Annotated in this window: 22 protein-coding genes and 1 riboswitch; of the genes, 19 read left to right on the forward strand and 3 right to left on the reverse strand. The window is 45.3% G+C overall.

Translation table 11 applies throughout. The annotated features are described in order from the left end of the window. Window positions 1-43: 43 nt before the first annotated feature. Together TX85_RS02745 and TX85_RS02750 are read left to right on the forward strand one after the other, a co-directional pair. Window positions 44-967 carry a carbohydrate ABC transporter permease gene (locus tag TX85_RS02745; protein WP_044477619.1) on the forward strand — a complete coding sequence of 308 codons (924 nt, stop codon included), beginning with the start codon at window positions 44-46 and terminating at the stop codon, window positions 965-967. After that, window positions 964-1833 (forward strand): carbohydrate ABC transporter permease, encoded by an 870-nt coding sequence (locus TX85_RS02750; RefSeq protein ID WP_081671617.1) that lies wholly within the window; start codon window positions 964-966, stop codon window positions 1831-1833. The genes TX85_RS02745 and TX85_RS02750 overlap by 4 nt, the downstream gene beginning before the upstream one ends. Window positions 1834-1887: 54 nt before the next feature. On the opposite strand, the gene TX85_RS02755 is transcribed toward TX85_RS02750, so the two are convergent. Both TX85_RS02755 and TX85_RS02760 read right to left on the reverse strand, forming a co-directional pair. Continuing rightward, window positions 1888-2772, reverse strand: a complete 885-nt coding sequence (locus tag TX85_RS02755) for a 5'-3' exonuclease (RefSeq protein ID WP_044477620.1) — start codon at window positions 2770-2772, stop codon at window positions 1888-1890. A gap of 31 nt (window positions 2773-2803) precedes the next feature. Next, a complete protein-coding gene (locus TX85_RS02760) occupies window positions 2804-3106 on the reverse strand; it encodes a DUF3055 domain-containing protein (RefSeq protein ID WP_044477621.1) in 303 nt (100 codons plus the stop codon). A gap of 225 nt (window positions 3107-3331) precedes the next feature. Here TX85_RS02760 and TX85_RS02765 point away from each other — a divergent pair, with 225 nt between their 5' ends. Next, window positions 3332-4339 carry an HRDC domain-containing protein gene (locus tag TX85_RS02765; RefSeq protein ID WP_044477622.1) on the forward strand — a complete coding sequence of 336 codons (1008 nt, stop codon included), beginning with the start codon at window positions 3332-3334 and terminating at the stop codon, window positions 4337-4339. Between the two features lie 109 nt (window positions 4340-4448). Here TX85_RS02765 and corA read toward each other — a convergent pair whose 3' ends face one another. Next, window positions 4449-5384 (reverse strand): magnesium/cobalt transporter CorA, encoded by a 936-nt coding sequence (gene corA, locus TX85_RS02770; RefSeq protein ID WP_044477623.1) that lies wholly within the window; start codon window positions 5382-5384, stop codon window positions 4449-4451. Window positions 5385-5806: 422 nt separating this feature from the next. After that, window positions 5807-5925, forward strand: a riboswitch (SAM riboswitch). Between the two features lie 93 nt (window positions 5926-6018). On the opposite strand from corA, the gene metA reads away from it, so the two are divergent. The 16 genes from metA (at window position 6019) to TX85_RS02850 (ending at window position 22719) form a co-directional block, all read left to right on the forward strand. Continuing rightward, entirely contained in the window at window positions 6019-6954 is a 936-nt protein-coding gene (gene metA, locus TX85_RS02775) for a homoserine O-acetyltransferase MetA (RefSeq protein ID WP_044477624.1), read from the forward strand. Window positions 6955-6977: 23 nt separating this feature from the next. Next, window positions 6978-8162 (forward strand): aminotransferase class I/II-fold pyridoxal phosphate-dependent enzyme, encoded by a 1185-nt coding sequence (locus TX85_RS02780; RefSeq protein WP_044477625.1) that lies wholly within the window; start codon window positions 6978-6980, stop codon window positions 8160-8162. After that, window positions 8159-9298, forward strand: a complete 1140-nt coding sequence (locus tag TX85_RS02785; protein WP_044477626.1) for a trans-sulfuration enzyme family protein — start codon at window positions 8159-8161, stop codon at window positions 9296-9298. Before TX85_RS02780 ends, TX85_RS02785 begins: the two co-directional genes overlap by 4 nt. Window positions 9299-9543: 245 nt before the next feature. Continuing rightward, on the forward strand, window positions 9544-10683 hold the full coding sequence (gene mqnC / locus TX85_RS02790; RefSeq protein WP_044477627.1) for a cyclic dehypoxanthinyl futalosine synthase: 1140 nt from the start codon (window positions 9544-9546) through the stop codon (window positions 10681-10683). A gap of 238 nt (window positions 10684-10921) precedes the next feature. Then, complete coding sequence (locus TX85_RS25185) at window positions 10922-11827, forward strand: putative sporulation protein YtxC (protein WP_049894761.1); 906 nt, start codon at window positions 10922-10924, stop codon at window positions 11825-11827. Between the two features lie 134 nt (window positions 11828-11961). After that, window positions 11962-12795 (forward strand): tyrosine-protein phosphatase, encoded by an 834-nt coding sequence (locus tag TX85_RS02800; protein WP_233500591.1) that lies wholly within the window; start codon window positions 11962-11964, stop codon window positions 12793-12795. Between the two features lie 765 nt (window positions 12796-13560). Then, window positions 13561-13866 (forward strand): hypothetical protein, encoded by a 306-nt coding sequence (locus TX85_RS02805; RefSeq protein WP_044477628.1) that lies wholly within the window; start codon window positions 13561-13563, stop codon window positions 13864-13866. 190 nt (window positions 13867-14056) lie between these two features. After that, window positions 14057-14812, forward strand: a complete 756-nt coding sequence (locus TX85_RS02810; RefSeq protein WP_049894762.1) for a YveK family protein — start codon at window positions 14057-14059, stop codon at window positions 14810-14812. Beyond that, entirely contained in the window at window positions 14793-15485 is a 693-nt protein-coding gene (locus TX85_RS02815; protein WP_044477630.1) for a CpsD/CapB family tyrosine-protein kinase, read from the forward strand. The genes TX85_RS02810 and TX85_RS02815 overlap by 20 nt, the downstream gene beginning before the upstream one ends. A gap of 222 nt (window positions 15486-15707) precedes the next feature. After that, a complete protein-coding gene (galU, locus tag TX85_RS02820) occupies window positions 15708-16598 on the forward strand; it encodes a UTP--glucose-1-phosphate uridylyltransferase GalU (protein WP_044477631.1) in 891 nt (296 codons plus the stop codon). Window positions 16599-16611: 13 nt separating this feature from the next. After that, a complete protein-coding gene (locus TX85_RS02825) occupies window positions 16612-17301 on the forward strand; it encodes a sugar transferase (protein ID WP_081671618.1) in 690 nt (229 codons plus the stop codon). A 21-nt stretch (window positions 17302-17322) separates the two neighbouring features. Next, window positions 17323-18438, forward strand: coding sequence for a glycosyltransferase (locus TX85_RS02830; protein WP_049894763.1), 1116 nt, complete (start codon window positions 17323-17325; stop codon window positions 18436-18438). A gap of 22 nt (window positions 18439-18460) precedes the next feature. Then, window positions 18461-19870 carry a hypothetical protein gene (locus tag TX85_RS02835; RefSeq protein WP_148444317.1) on the forward strand — a complete coding sequence of 470 codons (1410 nt, stop codon included), beginning with the start codon at window positions 18461-18463 and terminating at the stop codon, window positions 19868-19870. Continuing rightward, window positions 19845-21020 (forward strand): glycosyltransferase family 4 protein, encoded by a 1176-nt coding sequence (locus TX85_RS02840; RefSeq protein WP_081671619.1) that lies wholly within the window; start codon window positions 19845-19847, stop codon window positions 21018-21020. Before TX85_RS02835 ends, TX85_RS02840 begins: the two co-directional genes overlap by 26 nt. After that, window positions 21020-22150: a glycosyltransferase gene (locus tag TX85_RS02845; protein ID WP_044477634.1), complete on the forward strand. Its 1131-nt coding sequence runs from the start codon at window positions 21020-21022 to the stop codon at window positions 22148-22150. The genes TX85_RS02840 and TX85_RS02845 overlap by 1 nt, the downstream gene beginning before the upstream one ends. Beyond that, complete coding sequence (locus TX85_RS02850; protein ID WP_044477635.1) at window positions 22147-22719, forward strand: LbetaH domain-containing protein; 573 nt, start codon at window positions 22147-22149, stop codon at window positions 22717-22719. The genes TX85_RS02845 and TX85_RS02850 overlap by 4 nt, the downstream gene beginning before the upstream one ends.

Consider the following 22719-nt stretch of genomic DNA (forward strand, 5'->3'; position numbering starts at 1 on the left):
TTGTCAGGCGGTCATCCCTTCAAGATGAGGTGGGGAGCGAAAAATGGAAGTTATTAATAAACCTCAGAAGCGCCGTTCCCGTATTTATTCCAGCGAGGCACGAGTTGCTTATATATGCTTGATTCCTGCTTTCTTGGGTTTATTCTTTCTGACGTACTTGCCTCTTGCAGGGGTAGTCGGAATCAGTCTGACCAACTGGACGGGGCTAAAAAGTCCCCAATTTGTAGGCCTGGATAATTATGTCAAGCTATTTACCACCGATCCTTATATTAAGGATTCCATCATTGCAACCATCTATTTTGCGGTATTGTCCGTAATCGGAAGCATGATTTATTCGCTGTTTATTGCCATGCTGCTAAATCGTAAAATTCCGGCGAGAGGATTTTTCAGAGCGATATTTTATGTGCCGTATGTTTTGCCTGCTGTAGCGATCTACGTAGGTTGGTCGTGGCTTTATGAGGGGAATTTTGGGTTCTTTAACTATGTGCTTTCTGAATTGGGCTTGAACAAAATTCTCTTTATTGCCGATTCCAGCTACGTCGTTCCCTCGCTCTCGCTGATCTCCATTTGGCTGGCGGGCAACCTGATTGTTATCTTTCTGGCCGGTCTTCAGAATGTTCCAGGCGTATATCATGAAGCGGCCGAGATGGATGGGGCGAATGGCTGGAAACGCTTCTGCCATATTACCTTGCCGTGTATGACGCCCATTATTTTCTACAACCTGCTGCTAAGCTTGATTGCAAACCTTCAAGTGGTCACACCAGCGCTTGCGTTAACCAACGGCGGTCCCGGCAACTCAACCCGGTTTCTGACTTATCTGATGTATGATCAGGCCTTTGTCAATTACAAGCTGGGCTACGCCAGTGCAACAACGGTAATCATCTTCGCTATTCTTGCAGTGTTTACAGTTGTGTTATTCAAGACGTCTAATTTCTGGATATACAATGAAGGAGGCGACGACAAGTGAGCGTAGCAGCATACGGCAGACTAAGAAGCAAGAAACGCAGGAACATGGCGATGAATATCTTGACATTTGTCGTCGTCGTTATATTTGCCATGCTGGCATTCTTTCCGATTTGGTGGATTTTCCGTACATCGCTCATGAGCAATGCTGAAATTTATCAATATCCTCCATCACTTATACCGCAAAATTGGTTGTTCTCCAATTATACGAAGACATTGGAGGTATTTAAATTCTGGAAGTACCTGTGGAACACGATGATCATTATTGTGCCCTCTTGTCTGGCAGGCACATTCACGGCTACTTTATGCGGCTATGCCTTTGCGAGGCTGCGGTTTCGAGGGAAGCGGCTGATCTGGACACTTTGCATCGGGTCCATGCTCCTGCCCGCTATGGTAACGCTTATCCCTTTGTATATCGGCTGGACACGGGGACTTGGACTTAATGACAGTTATCTGCCGTTGATTCTGCCATTTTTTTGCGGTGGGGGTGCGTTCAATATATTTTTGATTCGCCAATTCATAATGTCTATTCCAAGAGAGCTGGATCAGGCAGGCACGATCGACGGTGCCGGATATTTCCGCATTCTGTTCAGTATCATTATGCCGGCAATCCGTCCAGCCATGATCGTGGTCGCGCTGTTTATTTTCATCGGGTTATGGAACGATTTGCTTCAGCAAATGATTTATATTAATTCCAGTGATAAATTCACAATAGCACTGGGTCTGACGAACTTTAGAGGCCAGCTAAAAAGCGACTGGTCGCTAACCATGGCCGCTACATGCCTGTCCTTTGCTCCGGGCGTCATTTTTTACTTGATAGGTCAGAGATACTTCGTTGAGGGAATTACCCTGACCGGCTTGAAGAACTAGTTCAGTCGAAGCTCAAGCAATCCAGTGCATTGTTGTCCTTGATACTGGCAGGGGTCAGGCCCCGTATTGATCAAGTTTAATTTTCAGCTCCAGGCGATCCAACAGGAGGATCAATGTATCAGTATGAATTCCAAGCTTCAAGTCATCGGATTGAAATGGTTCAAGCTCTTCGATATCGCAGATAATCCGGGATAATTCTTTGCTGATTATTGCCGATTCTTTGCCTTTTAGAAGTTTGTTTTTATGTCGGTACAGGCTAGGCTCCAGTTGGTCAATATGCTCATAGATGCCTTCCAATGTCTTGTATTGCTGAATAAGCGGGAGAGCCGACTTTTCACCAATCCCTGGGCAGCCAGGAATGTTATCGCTTTTATCACCAAGGAGTGCTTTGACATCTACCCATTGCTCCGGGCTGATTCCATAGTCCTGCTGAAAGTTATCCTTGGAATAGATTCGATCTCCTTGTTTGCCTGCAATAATTTGTGAGGTGGTCTCACTTAAGAGTTGAAATAAATCATGGTCGTTGCTATAGATATAACACTCTCCATGGGACCATTTTTTCGAAATGGCTCCCATCAAGTCGTCTGCTTCATAGGGAGATAAAGAAATCTGATGAATACCTATGGATTGAGATACATCTCTGCAGGTCTCATATTGGTGAATCAACGGCTCAGGGAGTTCAAATCTTGTAGACTTGTAAAAGTCATATTTGAGCCTTCTGGCCGTTTCATTTCTTTTAACATCCCATACGACAGATAAGTGAGTAATTTTGTGATCTCTTATGAGATTGAAGATCTTCTGATAGAACACTCTTAATGCATTAACATAAACACCCTTGCTATTCATTAACTGCTCATTTGTTCTATTATAGGACGTAGCAAAGTAAGCTCTGCTAAGCAAATTGAATCCATCTATCAATAACAGCTTCTTTTCAGACATCGTTTTATCATATCCTTTATTTCAATTTATTTTAGTCTGTGAAATAGGCGTCCCCGACGACTTGAACCAGGAACAATCGAAGCTCTGACGCTTCCTCCTCATTCAGCTTGAAGACATGCTCAATATACCCTTCCTCATCCAGGTCATCACTTCCAAGGATGGCGCTCTTTCCGTTTTGCAAATCCGTCACCAGCTTCTTTCCGTAAAACCGGTTGGTGGAGGTAACCGCGAAGTCAAAGCGCTGCAAGGAAGGTCCGATGAAGGTTACGAATCGTGTGGATGTCTGTTCCGTGCTGTCGGATAAAAAATCCAATTCTTGTTCGGGTTCTGTCATCTCTAATCCTCCTGTAAGGTATTCTCTTGTCATTATAACGAGTACATGAGTCAAGGAGCAATGGAAAGCAATAAAGATGAGGCCATATTGACAGTTTGGATGAGCATGGTATTATTAGAAATAACAGTATATGGTTACGGGGAAGCACCTCTCTTGAATATTCAAGAGGGGTGCTTTTTTTATTTGCCCCTGATACCGTAGCTGAACTTGAAGGAGGGATTATTTATGAGAATCATTTTTTTGAACAGTCTGGAGAAGCAGCAGAATGGGACGATGCCCCATAACGCCCAGGTCTGGATTGGAGAGGAAGAGGGAATCTGGCGGATGGGGTGGAACGAGACCATTGCGGATAGCAGCACAGAGACAATTTGGTACGAAGGGGCCTCCTGGTCAGAGATGCTGCATGTATACAGGCATCAATTGGTGATCAGGCTGAGCGAAGGCTATCGTCCGGTTCTGGAAGGGATATGGGATGGACAGGACGGGTATCAGGGACGGGGGGTGGCGCAGAAGCTGCTATGCTACAGCGATCTGCATCCTAATGAAGCATTATATAGCGAACTGAGCTTGTGGAGACGGAAGAAGGCAGCCGAGCTGCGCAAGCCTCCGTACATGATTGCAAGCAATCGGCTGTTAAAGCTAATCAGTGTATTTAGGCCGTTAACCAATGAAGAGCTGATGCAGCTTCCGGGAGTTGGAGCAGCAAAAGCAGCGGAATACGGGCAGGAATGGATTGCGATGATGGCTTCGGCTGCTGGAGAACGTCCTGGCCATTTTCCGTTGGACTGGGTAGACAGACAGATTGATGATGAGGTCTATCGTGCCTGGGTATACAAGCAGAAGGAGGCCAAATTCCGCATGGAGACAGAAAGGATCGCTGTGCGGCGCAAAATTATGGATGAGGCCGTCCGCGGCTCCAATTTGGAGGGGATATGTACGGCGACAGGACTTCAGCGCAGAGAGCTGGTTGAATGGCTGGAAGTGCTGGAGAAGGACGGCTATTCCATGGACGAGATTATCGGGAAGGAACTGGAGGGCATGGCCGTAGAAGATATCCAAGCGGTGTGGGATACCTTCGAGGAGCTTGGCGATCAATTATTGAAGCCGGTGCTTCAACGGCTGTATACGGCCGAGGCGATTGAAGCCGCTGGACAAGAGACGCTTTATGAACGTCTGCGGCTGATTCGCATGAGATTCCGGAGAGAGAGAAGCTATAACCGAAAGGCGGTATGATCGTCCGTATCTAAAAGCAAAGGACGGCCGTTAAGATACTGCCCGGAAGTATTCCAGGTCCGTATCTTAACGGCCGCCCCTGTAACAATTTACAGATTAATCTTTGATTTCAGATCCAATCGCGCTTCCGGAACAGATAGAACATTCCTGCCCCAAGCGCCAGCATTACGCCAAGCACAATGTAATAACTGTATTGCCCATGAAGCTCGGGCATATGATCAAAGTTCATCCCGTAGATCCCGGTAATCAGGGTCAGCGGAATGAAAATCGTAGTGATTGCTGTGAATACTCTCATGATTTCGTTCGCTCGGTTCGCGATGGCGGCCTGATAGGCTTCACGCAAGTTGCCTACAAGCTCTCTGAAGGTATCGAAGTTTTCGGAGATCTTAACGGCATTTTCATAAATATCGCTGAAGTATTTTTGCAGCTGATCATCAATCAGCCGCAGGTCCTTTTTGTTCAGGATATTAATAACTTCCTTCTGTGGTCCAAGCACCTTCTTGAGCCATAAAATCTCGCTTCGAAGACCGATGATTTCATTCAAATGCGAGCGCTTCGTATGCATCAGAATGTCTTCTTCCAGGTTCTCAATCTTGACCTCGATCCGATCGCCTACGGTGAAATAGTTATCCACTACAAGGTCGGTTAAATAATACAAAAACCGGTCAGGCTCGCTGACCTCCTGCTCCCACAGAATCGGCTTGATCGCTCTAAGCTCATTGATCTTCTGCTTGGTCACGGTAATGATATAATGCCGGCCCAGAAACATGCTGAGCGCACGCAGGAAAATCTCTTCATCATCATAACGGATGCTGTTCACGACAATGAAATAATGATTATCATAGGTTTCAATCTTTGGCCGCTGTTCTTCTTCCGTCATACAGTCTTCGACTGCCAGATCGTGCAGAGAGAACAAAGGCTGAAGCACTTCAAGGTCTTCCACGTCCGCATCAATCCAGTAGAAGCCTTCCTCCGGTGCGGTTGTGGTTAACTCAACATTTTCAATAACTGTAAAAATACCCTTCATTACGTGCCGAATCTTCATTCGAACTCACTCCTTTATTCAGACCGTAACCGGCCTGTGTGCTCAGTGCTGCATGGGAGCATAGGAAAGAGAATGCGATTCGGGTAAGGGTGCGGGCCAGACACGCCAAAGCAGGCGTTTCTATAGTAACACCGGGAATAAAAAGAGCCCGCCGGCACACACCGTCGCCTGGCTATTCGCTTTCCTATGCAGTTGAAACTTCAGGACAATACTGTGGGGCCTCGGGTCGCCTTCCATTCTCGGATTCACCTCTTTATTTAGTGGTCGTAAATACTTGTCTAGTATAACGCCGGGATGGAAGTAGTTTCAACCAAAAAGATTCTGTGACACAGATTGAAAATGGCTTGTGAAAATTACTATTTCATGTATAATGAAAATCAGCATATCAAATTTTAAGTTTACAACTGAATATGAAGACGATTTTCTTATCAAGAGCAGGTGGAGGGACTAGCCCGATGAAACCCGGCAACCGGCGATACGTCGCACGGTGCTAATTCTTGCAGAACATGAAGTGCATACTTCGTGCTCTGAGAGATGAGAGAGGCGCATGTTTTATAAATGACGACCTTTCTCTATGCGAGTAAGGTTTTTTTATTATGCAAGTTGAGCTCACATTTCAAAAGGAGTGATTTAAATGCCGATTAAGGTGCCCGATCATTTACCGGCCAAAGACGTTCTGACAGGTGAAAATATATTTGTGATGGATGAGAGCCGCGCTTATCAACAAGACATCCGTCCTTTGCGGATTGCCATACTTAATTTGATGCCGACCAAGGAGACGACCGAAACTCAGATTTTGCGCCTTCTTGGGAACACGCCGCTTCAAGTTGAAATCGTCTTGCTTCATCCAAGCACCCATACCTCGAAGAACACCTCTGCCGATCATCTGCAAATGTTCTATAAAACCTTTGAGGAGATTAAGGACCACCGGTTTGACGGCATGATTATTACCGGTGCTCCGGTAGAGCAGCTCGAATTTGAAGAAGTGAACTACTGGAACGAGCTTAAGGATATCTTTGAATGGAGCAAGTCGCATGTGACCTCGACGATGCACATCTGTTGGGCTTCCCAAGCGGGATTGTATTACCACTATGGTGTCCGCAAGCAAGCCTTGCCGAAGAAATGCTTCGGAATTTTCCCTCACTGGGTGAACACCCCGCATGTGAAGCTGCTTAGAGGCTTTGACGGTGTGTTCCAGGTTCCGCATTCCCGTCATACGGATGTGAACCGAGCGGATATCGAGCGCCATTCCGAGCTGGAGATTCTTGCGGAATCGAAGGAAGCAGGTATTTACCTGGTGTCATCGAAAGACGGCAAGCAGATTTTCGTGACCGGCCACTCCGAATATGACCCGGACTCCTTAAAATGGGAATACGACAGGGACGTAGCCAAAGGAATGGAAATTGATCTGCCTGTAAATTACTACCCGAATGACGACCCGACTCAAACGCCGTTATCAACTTGGAGAGCACATGCTAACTTATTATTCTCCAACTGGCTGAACTACTATGTGTATCAAGAAACGCCCTATGATATTGATCAGAGTTCCGAGTTAATATACCATATTTAAAAAATATGCTGGAGGGAAGCAAAGTGGGAGAGAACAATTGGCGTATTGAAAGCAAGCTGGCTCAAATCGGCTCGATGGATGAGCCGGTAACGGGAGCCGTTAATTATCCGATCTATCAGGCAACAGCCTTTCGTCATCCGAAGCTGGGCCAAAGCACAGGATTCGATTATGCCCGTACCAAGAGTCCGACCCGGAGTATTCTGGAGGAGGCATCAGCTGCACTGGAAAGCGGGGATGCCGCATTTGCCTGCAGCTCCGGTATGGCAGCATTGCAAACGGTGTTTAGTCTGTTCTCACAAGGAGATCACCTGATCGTGTCTCTTGATCTGTATGGGGGGACCTACCGCCTGTTTGAACGAATTTTATCCCGTTTCGGGATTACAGCCTCTTATGTCGATACCAATGATGCGGATGCATTAGAATCTGCACGGAAGCCGCATACCAAAGCGGTGTTTATCGAGACGCCGACCAATCCGCTGATGATGATTACAGATCTGGAAGCCGTCAGCGGGTGGGCGAAGCAGCATCAGCTGCTTACGATTGTGGATAATACGCTGTTGACACCGCTCTTTCAGCGTCCGATTGAGCTGGGTGCGGATATCGTCGTACATAGCGCCACCAAGTATTTGGGCGGCCATAACGACGTGCTTGCCGGGTTAATCGTTACCAAGGGAGAAGAGCTGTCGAATGAAATGGGCTTCCTGCACAATTCGATTGGCGCCGTACTTAGTCCGTCTGACTCCTATCAGCTTATGCGGGGCATGAAAACCTTGGCACTCCGGATGGAGCGCCATGAGAGCAACGCGCTTGCGATCGCCCGCTACCTCAAGGAGCATCCGCAGGTGGAGACCGTGTACCATCCGGGTCTGAGCGACCATCCGGGTTATGAGATTCAGAAGAAGCAGTCCAGCGGCAACACGGGCATCTTCTCCTTCAAGGTTACAGACGCAAGATACGTTGAGCCTGTGCTGCGTCATCTGCGGTTAATCGCATTTGCCGAGAGCTTGGGCGGGGTGGAATCGTTGATGACTTACCCGGCGGTTCAGACTCATGCCGATATTCCTGAAGAGATTCGCGCTGCGGTCGGTGTGGATGATCGGCTGCTCCGGTTCTCGGTGGGCATCGAGCACGTGGACGATTTGATCGGGGATCTGGCACAAGCCCTCGAGGCAGCCCGGCAAGAGGTGGAAGGAGGCAGCCATCAATGACCAAATTTGACACGAAGCTGATTCATTTCGGAAGTGAAGTAGATGCGGCGACCGGCGCCTCCAGCGTGCCGATCTACCAGGCTTCTACCTTCCATCACCATGACATCTATAATCCGCCGGAATACGATTACAGCAGATCCGGCAATCCGACTCGTCAGGCACTAGAGGAATATATTACTCTGTTGGAAGGCGGAGCTCGGGGATTTGCCTTTTCCAGCGGCATGTCTGCTATTTCTACGGTATTTATGCTGTTCTCGGCCGGTGATCATCTGATCGTTACCGAGGATGTGTACGGGGGGACTTATCGGCTGCTGACCCAGATTCTAAGCCGGATGAACATAGAGACAACCTTTGTTGATATGACGGACTTGTCTGCTGTCAAGGCTGCGCTGCGTCCGAATACGAAAGGGGTCTTTATGGAGACGCCTTCGAATCCGACCCTGAAAATTACCGATATCGCAGCGGTTGCTGCATGGGCAAGTCAGCATCAATTGATCAGCATGGTGGACAACACCTTTATGACTCCTTACTATCAGCGCCCGATCGAACTTGGAGTAGATATTGTCCTGCATAGTGCGACCAAGTTTCTCGGGGGCCATAGCGATGTGTTGGCTGGACTGGCTGTCGCGCGCACCGAGGAATTGGGCAATCAGCTGAAATATTTGCAGAATGGACTGGGGACCGTCCTGGGAGCTCAGGAATCCTGGCTGCTTATGCGCGGGATGAAGACGCTTGGAGCCAGAATGGAGCGCAGCGAGACAAGTGCCCGCAAGCTGGCAGATTGGCTGCAGGGACGGTCCGATATCCCGGCGGTCTATTATCCTGGACTTGCTTCTCATCCTGGGCGGGAAATTCAGGAGAAGCAATCCACAGGGTATGGTGCGGTTGTCTCCTTCGATGTGGGCTCTCAGGAACGGGCAAAGCAGGTGCTTAGCCGGGTCAAGCTTCCGTTGGTGGCTGTCAGTCTTGGAGCCGTGGAGAGCATCCTCTCCTATCCGGCGATGATGTCTCATGCTTCTATGCCTGCCGAGGTGCGAAGCGAGCGTGGAATCTCGGACGGATTGCTTCGCTTCTCTGTGGGACTCGAAGATATCGAGGACTTGATCGAGGATCTGGGGCAGGCGCTGGAAGGCTGATGATGAAGTGACTGTTGCTGGTGTGTTTAGCATGGCTTAGTTTAGCCAGAAAAATTCGTGAGCAACAGCGATCGCAAGAATAATTTATACGTTGCCTAACTCGTACAAACCTTACGCGCGTATTAATCTTATGCATACAAACATTAGTTCGCTGCATGGCACCTGAGAGAATCGGGTGCTGTTTTTTTAAAATGAGTATGTTACGATATAGTAGCAATTTAAAGGAAATGCAAGGAGGCAGATCCATGGCCGTAATTGACCATATTTTAAACAAAGCATTGCAGGGCGAGCGCCTTGAGCTGGAAGAGACAATTGCACTTTTTGATTCTAATGAAATAGAGAAGATGGGCCATACCGCCAATGTGCTGATGGAACGCAGACATCCGGATCCGATCACAACCTTTGTTATCGGACGAAATGTCAATTATACGAACATCTGTGACGTGTATTGCCGGTTCTGTGCATTTTACCGCCGGCCAGGGTCGGAGGAAGGGTACGTTCTTCCCGATGAAGTAATTATGCAAAAGATTCAGGAAACCGTTGATGTCGGCGGCACTGAAATTTTGATGCAAGGCGGCACGAATCCTAACCTGCCATTCAGCTATTATACCGATTTGCTTCGGAAGATTAAGAGTCAATTTCCGGATATTACGATGCACTCCTTCTCTCCGGCGGAGATCATGAAGATGAAGGAAGTGTCGGAAGGGCTTAGCCTGGAAGAAGTTGTGCGCGAGATTCATGCAGCCGGACTGGACTCCCTTCCCGGAGGCGGCGCAGAAATTCTGGATGACCGGACCCGCCGTAAGATCAGCCGCTTGAAGGGCTCCTGGCGCGACTGGATGGATGTTATGCAGACTGCGCACAAGATCGGCATGAATACAACAGCGACGATGGTCATTGGTCTCGGCGAATCCAATGAGGAGCGAGCGCTTCACTTGCTTCGTGTTCGCGAGGCTCAGGATGAATGCCTGAACAACAATTATTCTTCCGAAGGCTTCCTCGCCTTCATTCCATGGACCTTCCAGCCGGATAATACGAATTTGAAGCTGGAGCGTCAGACACCGGAGGCTTACCTGAAGACTGTGGCGATCAGCCGGATCGTGCTGGATAATATTAAGCATCTTCAATCCTCCTGGGTAACGATGGGGCCTGAGATTGGCAAGCTGTCGCTTCGTTACGGCTGCGATGACTTCGGCAGTACGATGATTGAAGAGAATGTGGTGTCATCCGCGGGTGCGACTCATAAAGTCAATATCGAATCGATTCTGTCGATCATTCGCTCCGCCGGCAAGATTCCTGCTCAGCGCAATACACGATACGATATCCTGCGCGTATTTGATGACGAGCAGGCCAAAATCGAAAATGACTTCATCATGCAAAACTAGAATATGATAAAACGTTTGTTGAGTTATCCGGCCGGATGAACTCAACAAACGTTTTTTATTTTCCAAATTAACTAATCTTGAGGAAGGGGGAGTTCATGCGAATGAACTCAGGTAAAGCTTAAAGCTGTACCATTTTTAGCGAATTGGAAATGCTGGTTAACATTCCATAAGCCTGACCTCGTATATCCGTTTCTTCCCCGCCATATACTTTGGGAAGACAACGAAAGGGGCGGAGCGTATGGGATATTTTGTATTAAGGGCAGATCGAACCGGTACTGATCATGGCACACGGCTCCTTGAATATATAATTGGAACAGGCAGCGGGATAGGGGGGCATAACATTCCTCCACAGTCATGGACGATTGATTATGATGAGTCGGGCAGAGCGCTCGTTCAAATGAAGGACAGGGACGAAGAGGCAATCAACAGTATTGCAGTAGGCTTGGCGGATTATATTCTAGAGCAGTGCGAAGCTGACCTTGCCGGTGTCTTGGCTGATCGGCGGTATGCCTTTGTTGAGCCGAACGACCGGGCCCGGGCCGAGCGGTTCTGGCTTAGCTTTCTTAATGGAGATGAGGCAGGGGATCAATTGATTCGGCAGCGCCGGAGAGAGCTCGTGCTGAACACACTCCAGAGTTATTTGCTTGAATCCCAGTATTTGGATCTAAGCGGATTTATTGCCTTCCGTCTGACGCTGTACAAGGAGATGCTGCAAGAGACGATTGACTTGGCCATGGAGGAGTATTTGCTGGATCAACAATATGAAGAGTTCCTTCAATTGCTGCAGTACTTTGTCCAATTTCAGGAGCCTCTGACTCCTCTGGTGCACCTCGTCCATCATGGGGGCCAGGAGTTCAGCATATTTAATCAATCCTTCTCGCCGATCCGTGAAAGCTCCAGCGGCATGGTGGTGGCTAAAATGGGCGATCTGGAGCTGGAGATGGAGGATCAGGTGGTCAGCACGCTAATATCCTTGTCCCCCGATCGAATCCTGCTTCATACCGTGGCACCGGAGACCACAATTATATCCACAATCCGCACCATTTTCGGGAATCGGGTTCAGCTGTGCCAGCAGTGCCCGCATTGTAATCCGGTGCACGCAGCAGCCAGGAAGCAAGATCAGGAGTGCCATGGAGGTTCTTGACGGACCTTGTCGATATCTATAGAATCTCCGAATAATAGCGTCCGTCCGGTAAGGTCAATTGTATTGGCTTGCGGGCGGATGCTCTCTTTTTTCTGATTCCAGCACGACAGGGAGGATTTGTTGACACCCTTATAATGAAATGTTTAAATGTTGTTTATTACATTCCTTTGGAAAGTGAGAATAACATGATAGACATACATACGCATATCCTGCCTGGACTGGATGATGGTGCGCAGACTTGGGAAGATACAATGAATATGGCCAGGGTTGCGGCCTCAGAAGGTATCACAACAATAATAGCAACACCGCATCATGCGAACGGGAGATATGACAACATAGCTAGCGAAGTGGTAGAGCACACCAAGCATGCTAACGAACAGTTGATAGCAGCCGGGATACCTGTTACGATCTTGCCTGGACAAGAGATCCGGATGCATTATGATTTTCTGGAGGCTTGGTATAGAACGGAGTTGCTTCCGCTGGCTAACTCGAAGTATGTGTTGCTTGAGATGCCTTCCTCTCGAATACCACAGGAAATTTATGAGCTAATTCATGAACTTAAAATAATGAAGCTTAAACCGATTATCGCCCATCCTGAACGTAATGCCGAAATTATGAAGAATCCGGAGCGGCTGGCTGAATTAATTGATTTGGGCGCCTTTGCCCAGGTTACAACTCATTCCTTGCTTGGGGGGTTTGGCAAACGAATTGAAAAATCGGCGTGGTCCCTTTGCAAAAACGGTCTGATTCATCTCGTTTCATCAGATGCACATCATGTTGAACGCAGGGGCTTCCGATTGCGTGAAGCCTATAATGTAATCTCTGAGCGGCTGGGGAGACCATGGGAGACTTATTTTTTGAACAATGCACAGTGTGTTATTGAAGATAATTCATTTGGTACTCAACCGGCATCAGTGCCTATTGAGGGGAAAATACGTCGAATGCTATCTTTTTTTTATAAAAATTAGCTCGTATTTAGGACTATACCCGCTCTTTGGAGGAGTAAATTAGGTAATAAGGTATCGGTATTTTTCGGGTTAGTTGTACTCCTGAAGTTGTAAATTAATGCTGACTTTTTCGAAAAGTCCTGAATTGATACATTTTCAATAAGAACTGATATTATGGCAGCTCGTTTTTTTTGAACCAAGGTAACCGTTTTTTTGCGGTAAAACTTGGTTTTTTTATTATTTAAAGTGAAAATTCGTATAATTCTACAAAATTTTAAGCTATAAAAAAAGGGCAATTTATTTAAAATTTTACTTTTTTAGTCCTGTTTTTTTAGGACGGTGGACAATAGTCCCTAATTAGCGGAACATTATATCATGTTTTGCAATAATTATCCTTTTTAAAGTTATGCATTAAACAGGAAAAAACCTTTATTTTTCAAGGAAAGGCAGCTGTTATAGGCGATAGATTTAGAAATCAAAGAAGGAGATTTTATTATGATTTTATAAAACGCTTACATTAAATAAATGATTGGAAAAGCATCTCAAACGAAGACAAGTCGTGCTACTTTTCAACATAAATCAGGAACTCTAGACTATGTCTTTTTTCACTCAAGAAATGTTTACAATTATGTAATAATAACAGCGAGGGGAGAATTGGAGTCCGGATATAACCCTTTCCGTGGAGAGCTATATTGATTTAAAGAGCTTTAAGATGGTTAAAGCAAATAGGTAAGCTCCATTATTTCAAGGAACTTAGACTTGATGAATTGAATTGAGGATGCAAAGATGAATGTTTCCAATAGTGAGCAGCGGCAAGTACGACTGAAGCAATTTTTGAGAATACTGTCGGAAGATCCTTCTCTATCGCATCAAGTTGAGCAAGGGAAGTTGAGATCATTGGCTGAACTTCTTATGGTCTCCGGTTATTGGCCATGTGGCGAACCCGTTAATATGTCTAGTGTAGTGTCGTTATCGTTAAAGAAGCTAGGTCTTGAAGCTGGATCAGAGGAACTGATAGAATACATCATGAATGGCGGAACGGTTGAAAGCTTTATAGATTCGGTAAAACAGGGTCCATTTAATCGCCCCTAGATGTTCGCGAATTGAATAACTTAAGTCAATGTTATGAAAGGAATATCCGCGGGATTTTATTTCTGCGGATACATCATGGCTTTAAGTTCTCGTTTTGAATAATTATTATATTAAAATTATTCATTATGAATTGTCTAGTTGAAGCAGCATCGGAAGAAGACGTCACATAACTAGTAACGGAGGAAACAATTTGGAACTAAAACAATATTGGTTAATCGTCAAGAGAAGGTTGATATTGATCGCATTGATTGTAGCGATAAGTTGTCTATCCGTAGGCATTTACTCTTACTACTTCATCACACCGCAATATGAAGCATCAGCTAAACTCATCGTTAACCAGTATAAGGACAGCAGCTCACTCATACCGAGTATAGATGTCGGCTCTATTAATTCTACGATCGGGCTAATTAAAACTTATAAGGAAATTATCAAGACACCAAGAATGATGAAAATTGTCGTTAAAGAGTACCCAGAGCTTGGGGCAACGTACAACGAGTTGATTGGGAAAGTAAGCGTCAGTTCAGTAAATGAGACGCAGGTGATGTCCATTACAGTTCGTGACAATTCCTACGCTAAGGCCGCAAATATTGCTAACGCTGTTGCAGTAGTCTTTCAGAAAACGATTCCTGATCTTATGAAGGTCGACAATGTCTCCGTCTTGGACAAAGCCGATCCCAAGGAATTCCATGGGCCGATCGCACCGAATCCTAAGCTTAATATTGCGGTTGCTTTCTTATTGTCCTTGATGCTCGGCGTGGGTATTTCATTCCTGCTGGATTACTTGGATGACACGATAAAGACCGAAGAGGATATTGAATTGGTGCTTGAGGTGCCGGTGTTGACTTCAATACCAAGGCTCAAAGAAATGGATCTTAAGAAACAAGAAGATACAGGGTCATTTAAGCCGACAGCTGGGAGGGATAGCCATGTCTCGTTCGACTCCTGAATGGAAGTTGATTACAGAGAGCAATCCGAAATCACCGATCTCCGAAGGATATCGGATGTTGCGAACAAATATCGAGTTTTCAACGATTGACCAAAAGCTCCAAGTTATCATGCTGACTTCATCCAAACCGAATGAAGGAAAAAGTACCACCAGCGCGAATATGGCCGTCGCTTTCGCTCAAGCCAATAAAAGGGTGCTGCTGATTGATGCCGATTTAAGAAAGCCAACGCAACACCATATCTTTGGAAAGTCCAATCGTACCGGATTAACGACAGCATTGTTTAAACAGAAGGAAATCCATGAAGTGATCCAGCAATCCGACACGGAGAATCTGTCGCTTATTCATGCAGGTCCTACCCCTCCCAATCCGTCGGAGTTACTGTCATCGAAACAAATGGCGGCACTGATTGCAACAACCAGGGAAATGTTTGATGTCATCATCATCGATACACCACCTATCTTGTCTGTCACGGATGCTCAAATTGTAGCGACCCAAAGCGACGGTGTCGTACTCGTTGTGGACTCGGGGAAGGTGAAGAAGGACGTTGCGCTCAAGGCGAAGGCTTCATTAAGTCATGTGAATGCCAAGCTTATCGGGGTTGTACTCAATAACATTAATCGTAAACATTCGGATGCCTATTCTTATTATTACGAAGATAGCAACGAGGCTTAGCATGGCTTATTCATACTACAATTCTACAACGCACTCTTTATAGCCCTGGAAGTTGTGAACAGGAAGGTAATGTCTCCTGCACCTTTATCACTGGAGGCACTCGATCATGCTGTGGGTCAGTGACCTTAGACGTTTGTCGTCAGGGGTGTGATGTGAGGAAGGGTTCAATGCCCTTGTAAATTGTAATTTGTTTGCAAAAAAACAGGATAGGGTGGGTTCTATATGAAAAAAGTGACAAAAGCCATTATCCCGGCTGCAGGGCTCGGTACTCGTTTCTTGCCAGCAACGAAAGCCATGCCAAAGGAGATGCTTCCCATTGTCGATAAGCCAACCATCCAGTACATCGTGGAGGAAGCCATTGAATCGGGAGTCGAGGATATCATTGTCGTAACCGGTAAAGGAAAGCGGGCGATCGAGGACCACTTCGATATCGCATTTGAACTTGAGCATATTTTGGAGGGAAAGGGAAAATTCGACATCCTGGAAAAGGTTAGAAAGTCATCTCATGTCAATCTCCATTATATCCGGCAGAAAGAGGCCAAGGGACTTGGACACGCTGTTTGGTGTGCGCGTAATTTCATCGGAAATGAGCCGTTCGCCGTTCTGCTTGGTGATGATATTGTGGAAGCCGACATTCCTTGCACAAGACAGTTGATTGAACAATATGAGCTTACCGGACGTTCGGTCATCGGTGTTCAGAGTGTCGAGGATGATCAAACACATCGGTATGGCATTGTAGATCCGGGTGATAGAGTGGGTAACCTTTACCAAGTAAACCGGTTCGAGGAAAAGCCGCCGCAAGGGCAAGCACCTTCAAATCTGGCCATTATGGGCCGTTATGTTCTTACTCCCGATATTTTTGAATATTTGGGTAGACACGAGCGTGGAGCGGGTGGAGAGATTCAACTTACAGATGCTATTCAAAAGTTAAATGTAGCTCAGGGTGTTTACGCCTATGATTTTCAAGGAACTCGTTATGATGTGGGAGAAAAGATCGGATTTATTATGACAACGATTGACTTTGCACTTCGAAATCAAGAACTTAGACAACCGCTAATATCAGGGTTGGAAGAATTGATGGAACGTGAGATCCGTAAACAATTAACTTATTAAGGAGTGATGTAAGATGGCACCTTCACCATATCGGGATGAAGCAGTAATCGGTTTCTCGGATTATTATTTGATGACGAGGTCTAAGCAAGAAGGCCCTACCCTGTTCTTGGTATTCAAACGAACCATTGATATTTTAGGTTCACTGGCCGGGTTGATTCTGTTAAGTCCATTATTCGCCATTATGGCCATTCTGATCAAATGGGAAGATCCATCGGGTCCTGTCTTTTTCTATCAGACAAGAGTTGGTAAGAACGAAAGGCTATTTCGGATGTACAAGCTCCGTTCAATGTATACAGATGCCGAAGAAAGGCTGAAGGATCTGCTTGATAAGAACGAGATCAGCGGAGCGATGTTCAAAATGAGAAATGATCCGCGTGTAACGAAAGTCGGGAAGTTTATTCGGAAGACGAGTATTGATGAACTTCCGCAATTAATCAATGTGTTGCGCGGGGAAATGTCCTTGGTTGGTCCGAGACCGCCCCTTACAAGAGAAGTAGCGGAATACACAAATTATGATAAGAAACGTCTGGCTGTCACCCCAGGCTGTACAGGACTTTGGCAAGTTAGCGGTAGAAATAATCTTAGTTTCAAGGAAATGGTCGATCTTGACATTACTTATATAGAGAAAAGATGCATTGTGCTTGATATGAAAATAATCTTAAGAACAGTGAGAGCTATGTTCGGCGCTAAGGATGCATTTTAACCAGAAAATGGAGGGGAGATCATGGTTAGAGTCCTTCATATTTCGGAGTTTACTAAAGGCGGGATTGAAACCCATCTAAATGAGGTATTGAAGTACCAATCGGACAATCATGATGTTTATCTTGTGGCATCTCAGCAGAATTCGAACCGGGATACGCTTTGTATCCATCCTGATCGTTTGCATCTGTACCCCTATAAGAGAAGTCCTAAATATTTTCTCAAGGCGATGCATTCGATACATAGGATGATCAAAGAGATGAATCCGGATATTGTACATGTCCATGGAACGTTTGCGGGTTTTTTTCTGCGAACGTTGTTTTTTTTAAAACGGAAACGGCCGGTTGTGATTTATTGTGCCCATGGATGGGCTTTTCTTATGGACACGAAGCCGTGGAAAAAGGTTGTATTTGCAGCCGTGGAGAAACTATTATCGCTTCGGACTGATTTCATCATTAACATCTCAAACTATGAATATCAGAACTCGATAAGCTATGGTCTGCCTGAAAAGAAATCAGTAGTTGTGTATAACGGGGTTTCGGATACGCCGCCAGGCAATCATGTGCCATTTGAGGTGGATAAGGACAGCATTAATCTGCTATACGTAGGTCGCTTTGATCGTCAAAAAGGCTTTGATTTGCTGCTTGAAGTGTTTAAAGAACACGCCTTTGGAAATGTCTGCTTGTATTTAGTCGGAGATACCGTATTAAAGGATTTCGAATATGATTATCCAAGTAATGCGGTCAAGATCGGTTGGGTGGATAATTCGCAAATTGATCGTTATATGCAAGCTTGCGATGCGGTGATCGTCCCGTCTCGCTGGGAGGGCTTCGGGATCGTTGCGATCGAGGCATTACGAAATAAGAAGCCCGTTATTGCCAGTAATCGAGGCGCACTTCCGGAGATCGTTAAACATGGAATCAATGGATATATCTTTGATTTTAATCATAAGGAAGAGTTAGCTCATATCATTCAGAGACTTAATAAACAACAACTTCAAATGATGGGAGAGAGGGGGGAATTGATTTTTAACGAGAAATTTCATTCGGATAAGATGAATGAACAAATTCAACAACTATACGAAGAAGCATTGAAAAATCGAAGGGATCGTTATTCTAAGGCTGTCAGCAAATATGTCTAGATTCACGAGGATGAGGACAATGATGAATGCAAACTTACAGAAAAGTCATCTGATCTATACAGAGCAGATCCAGAGTCAATCGAACAAAGCACAATTTTTTCTGGCGTTATATCTTGTTTTCTTGTTATTGTTGACACTCTATCAGGATTTCCCTCTAGTGAATCAAATCGGTGAAATTGGCAGATCGCCCATAATTACTCTGTTTCCACTGTTTATATTTTGCGAGATCGCTTTGCTTTCGAAATATAAGCAGGTGATGTATGTATCAAAGATACAAAAGTATTTATTTACACTTATTCTTTATTTAAGCTTCATCAGCATGGTCTATATTCTCGTTCAATTCATGCAGGGCAGCTACAGCTTTGGGACTGAGAACTTGCTCGGCAAAGCGATCAAGGTGTTAATCTACTTTGTTACCATCCTGCTCTATGTCCGGCATATGCAGCTTGTCTTTTCGAAAATACAAAGCGTCAGGCTGCTCTACAGCAGCTTTTTTGTTGTGGTAACTTTTTTGCTGGGCATCATGATTGTGGAACTAGTTAGTATGCCTAATGCGCTAACCTTTCTGCACTCTAAAGATACTCCCTATTGGCGAGTGAGATTGCTCACCTCGGAGAGTAGTACAACAGGGTCGATTATCGTCGTGTATTCTGCGATTCTAATCTACTTGTCGAGACATTTAACCCGATTTGCCAGGACACTGTCTCACTTGTATGTTGCTGGTTTTTTTCTGTTTTATTTATTCGTTACGGGATCGAAGGGATTTTTGATTGTAAGCTTATTGACGTTAATTGTGACGATGATCAAATTTCTTGATTTCAGGAAGAAGCGAAATTTCATTCTGCTTTTTATGGTCATCACAGCTATGTATTTGTTCATTGCTTATTTTTCCGCAGGATTGATCGGGTCGTTCAGCAACGATATTGAGAATTACACGTCGTCTTATACACGAATGGGCACAATTATAATTGCCATAGCTACCGTCTTCCATCATCCATTTGGGGTGGGCACGGGGGCTTATTTAATGTATTTCGATCATTATTTAAATGATGCAATAAACCTGATGTCGCGTTTATACTACAACCTGTTTGGCGTAAGCCAGATCAATGCGGGAGAGTTGCTGCAATACACGGGCTCGGATAAAAATTTGGGCGTTAAATCGGGCTTCTTCCAATGGGTGATGTTTGGTGGAATTTTCGCATTCGTATTTTTTTATCTGCTGGCTAAAAATCTGATCATAAAAGTGAAGTCGAGTCTCATTCTGTTTGTTGCGCTAATATTCAACTTGTTCTCACTGCTCTTTGTGGCGCTTGAGATTAAATATGAGATATGGCTATTATTCGCTTTTATCAGTCTTTTTCTAGGGAATAAAGAATTTAATCACACTTACACCGGGGGGTTGCAAGATGAAAATACTAGTAGTATGCAGTGACTTTCCATACCCCGCCGATCATGGGGGACGGGTGGATACATGGGGAAGAATTAAGGTGCTGTCTGAGCTGGGTTGGAACATCCATCTCGTCGTTTGCGGCAAGCAAATTCCCTCCGAGGAAGAGATTAAAGTTGTCTTTCAATATGTAAATAAAGTGAAATTGTGCGAAAGACGGAGCAGGCTGGTGGATTTGCTTCATGCGTTTCCCATGCAAGTCAAGTCGCGGAGTGAACTGAAGCATGTGAACATCGATGAGGATTATGATTATGTGCTGCTTGAAGGCGATTATGTGTATCCCATTCTTAAGAATCCGCTAATCAAACAGGGTAATGTCATTTTGCGGGTGCACAATGATGAAGCGATCTATTTTAGCGCGTTAGCAAGAAGCACGAAAAATATGATTCATAAATTGTACTACCGCATGGAGAGCCGGAAGTTTATGAGATTACAAAAGAAAATACGGGAACAGGTGGATAAGTATTTGTTTATTTCTAATAAGGAGTTTGAAGAATTCCAAAGACAAAATCCATCTGCCAAAGGCATATTTTTACCCCCACCGGTTCGTAAGGAGACATTCCTTTCGAACAACTTTCAGGACAAACATAAGCATGTAGTATTTATAGGCTCGTTGTTCATGCCGAATAATCGGGAAGCGATTGAGTGGTATCTTGAGTATGTTCACCCCTTGCTGTTGCAGGAGAAGGATTACAAATTCATTGTAGCCGGGAACAGCCGGAAGCAGAGCCTAAGCTGGATGCAGGCATACGACTTGAAAAATGTGGTTGTGTACGACACGCCGGAGAGCTTGGACGATATTTACAAAGACGGGTATTTGTTCGTTAATCCGATGCAGAACGGTGCTGGCGTAAAACTAAAGACAATCGAGGCGATTCAGAATGGGCTGCCGGTTGTCTCAACCTCTACTGGCTATGAGGGTACAGGCCTCGTCCCCAATAAGCACATTATGATTGCTGATAGTCCGGAGACATTCTATCAGCGTATTAAAGAACTGCTGCATCAACCCGCTCGGGCACAAGAACTGCTTGAAGCATCGCAGCAGTTCATTCGCAGTCATTATGATCATAAAGAGGTGCTCAAAGGTTACATAGATTCATTAAATCCTAATGTTCAAATGAAGCAGGTGCTGTGATGGATAGAACAAAAATTAATGTCTTGTTTGTTACGCATGCGGATAAGAAGGGCGGAGCCGAACAAAGCTTGATTCATTTAATCAATTATCTGGATACATCCCAATATCAAATCTTCTTACTAAGTCCTGAAGATGCGGACTACTTGACTGAAATTCGGACGAAGTTCATTCATTTTCCGCTTCGCCTAAACAGTATTAAGAGGAAATTGGGCTTAGGCTATTTGCAGACGGTATTTCAGATTCGGTCTTTCGTGATGAAGAATAACATTGAAATTATCCATGCCAATGGATGGCGGGCGCCGTGGTATGTAGCACCGCTTAAATTTATTGCGAACAGCAAGCTGGTCTGGCATCACCGGGACTATACACACTTGCGCATGTTTAACTCCGTGCTGCCGCGGTTCTTCGATCAGGTCATCTGTATCTCTCAGTTTGTGGCGAGTTCAATTCAAGGCAGTAACAAGACGATTATTTATAACGGTGTTGATCCAGAGTTATCCTTGAGCAGGAAGAACCGGGTATTTATGGAGGATGATACGCTCGTTATTGGAACATTCGGACGAATCGTAGAGTGGAAGAGATATCATTTGGTGATTGAAGCAGTCAAGAAATTGGCTCTTAACGGGAAGACCAACTGGAAGCTTCTGATCGTAGGAGACACGTCAGTCGATGGATCAGAAGGATACTATAACGAGATGATCCGGAAGGTTAGCGAATATGGATTGGAACAGAACGTTATCTTTTATGGGTACAGTAAGAAGCCGCTTGATCTGATGAAGGAATGCGATCTAACGATTAATTTTTCTCTTAACGAGCCGTTTGGGAGAGTAATTATCGAATCTTTGCTTGTACAGACACCTGTCATCGTCTCTGATTCGGGCGGTGCCCCAGAGATCATAAACCAAACAAAAGGCGGGTTCATTGTAAGAGATGGAGATGTTGAGGCGCTCTATGAGACGATTCGGCAGGTTTACGATGGAAAGATTAACTATCAAGAGCTCTCCATTCAAGGCTATGCAAATGTAATGAAGGATTTTAACATGGCCACAATTACTCGTAAGGTAGAGGAAACTTACAGCCTGTTATTAGTAGACTCTCTGAAGCTAAAAGCTGGCGGGACATTACTATGAGAATTTCATTCAAGCAGATTCGAATCGGCAAGCTGCTTGCTGTGCTGAAGGGGGCTGTTATCCTGCCAATCAAGGCCAATTCAGTCGGTCGGCTAGGTCGAATTGCCGGAAGGCTGATGATAAGAAACAAGGGCAAGCTCGTCATAGGAGCCAATGTTTCTTTCCATGCCAAGCCTTTTCCCTCGTCGATTTCGGTTGATAGACAGGCAAAGCTGTGGGTAGGCGATAATGTATTTTTTAATTACGGCCTTGATATTGGCTGCACAAAGTCAATTCGGATCGGTGACAATACCATCATTGGTCCGATGGTTAACATTATCGATACGAACTTTCATCCGGTAGACGTGGAGGATCAGTCGTTTAGCAAAGACATTGTCATCTGTAATAATGTCTGGATTGGCCGGGGGGTTCTTATCTTACCCGGTATAACGATTGGACAAAATAGCGTGATCGCTGCAGGCAGTGTCGTAACGCGCAATATTCCGGATAATGTGTTGGCCGGAGGGGCGCCTGCCAGAGTTATTCGAGAAATCCACGTTCCGAAGGAATGGGTGCGCAGATATAACTGA

This window comes from Paenibacillus antibioticophila, assembly GCF_000455265.1.
Taxonomy (GTDB): Bacteria; Bacillota; Bacilli; order Paenibacillales; family Paenibacillaceae; genus Fontibacillus; species Fontibacillus antibioticophila.

Coding starts and splice junctions, on each gene's coding strand:
- TX85_RS02745 (WP_044477619.1), top strand. CDS start 44: ATGGAAGTTATTAATAAACCTCAGAAGCGCCGTTCCCGTATTTATTCC.
- TX85_RS02755 (WP_044477620.1), bottom strand. CDS start 2,772: ATGTCTGAAAAGAAGCTGTTATTGATAGATGGATTCAATTTGCTTAGC.
- TX85_RS02760 (WP_044477621.1), bottom strand. CDS start 3,106: ATGACAGAACCCGAACAAGAATTGGATTTTTTATCCGACAGCACGGAA.
- TX85_RS02765 (WP_044477622.1), top strand. CDS start 3,332: ATGAGAATCATTTTTTTGAACAGTCTGGAGAAGCAGCAGAATGGGACG.
- corA (WP_044477623.1), bottom strand. CDS start 5,384: ATGAAGATTCGGCACGTAATGAAGGGTATTTTTACAGTTATTGAAAAT.
- metA (WP_044477624.1), top strand. CDS start 6,019: ATGCCGATTAAGGTGCCCGATCATTTACCGGCCAAAGACGTTCTGACA.
- TX85_RS02785 (WP_044477626.1), top strand. CDS start 8,159: ATGACCAAATTTGACACGAAGCTGATTCATTTCGGAAGTGAAGTAGAT.
- mqnC (WP_044477627.1), top strand. CDS start 9,544: ATGGCCGTAATTGACCATATTTTAAACAAAGCATTGCAGGGCGAGCGC.
- TX85_RS25185 (WP_049894761.1), top strand. CDS start 10,922: ATGGGATATTTTGTATTAAGGGCAGATCGAACCGGTACTGATCATGGC.
- TX85_RS02800 (WP_233500591.1), top strand. CDS start 11,962: ATGAAATGTTTAAATGTTGTTTATTACATTCCTTTGGAAAGTGAGAAT.
- TX85_RS02805 (WP_044477628.1), top strand. CDS start 13,561: ATGAATGTTTCCAATAGTGAGCAGCGGCAAGTACGACTGAAGCAATTT.
- TX85_RS02815 (WP_044477630.1), top strand. CDS start 14,793: ATGTCTCGTTCGACTCCTGAATGGAAGTTGATTACAGAGAGCAATCCG.
- galU (WP_044477631.1), top strand. CDS start 15,708: ATGAAAAAAGTGACAAAAGCCATTATCCCGGCTGCAGGGCTCGGTACT.
- TX85_RS02825 (WP_081671618.1), top strand. CDS start 16,612: ATGGCACCTTCACCATATCGGGATGAAGCAGTAATCGGTTTCTCGGAT.
- TX85_RS02830 (WP_049894763.1), top strand. CDS start 17,323: ATGGTTAGAGTCCTTCATATTTCGGAGTTTACTAAAGGCGGGATTGAA.
- TX85_RS02835 (WP_148444317.1), top strand. CDS start 18,461: ATGAATGCAAACTTACAGAAAAGTCATCTGATCTATACAGAGCAGATC.
- TX85_RS02840 (WP_081671619.1), top strand. CDS start 19,845: ATGAAAATACTAGTAGTATGCAGTGACTTTCCATACCCCGCCGATCAT.
- TX85_RS02845 (WP_044477634.1), top strand. CDS start 21,020: ATGGATAGAACAAAAATTAATGTCTTGTTTGTTACGCATGCGGATAAG.
- TX85_RS02850 (WP_044477635.1), top strand. CDS start 22,147: ATGAGAATTTCATTCAAGCAGATTCGAATCGGCAAGCTGCTTGCTGTG.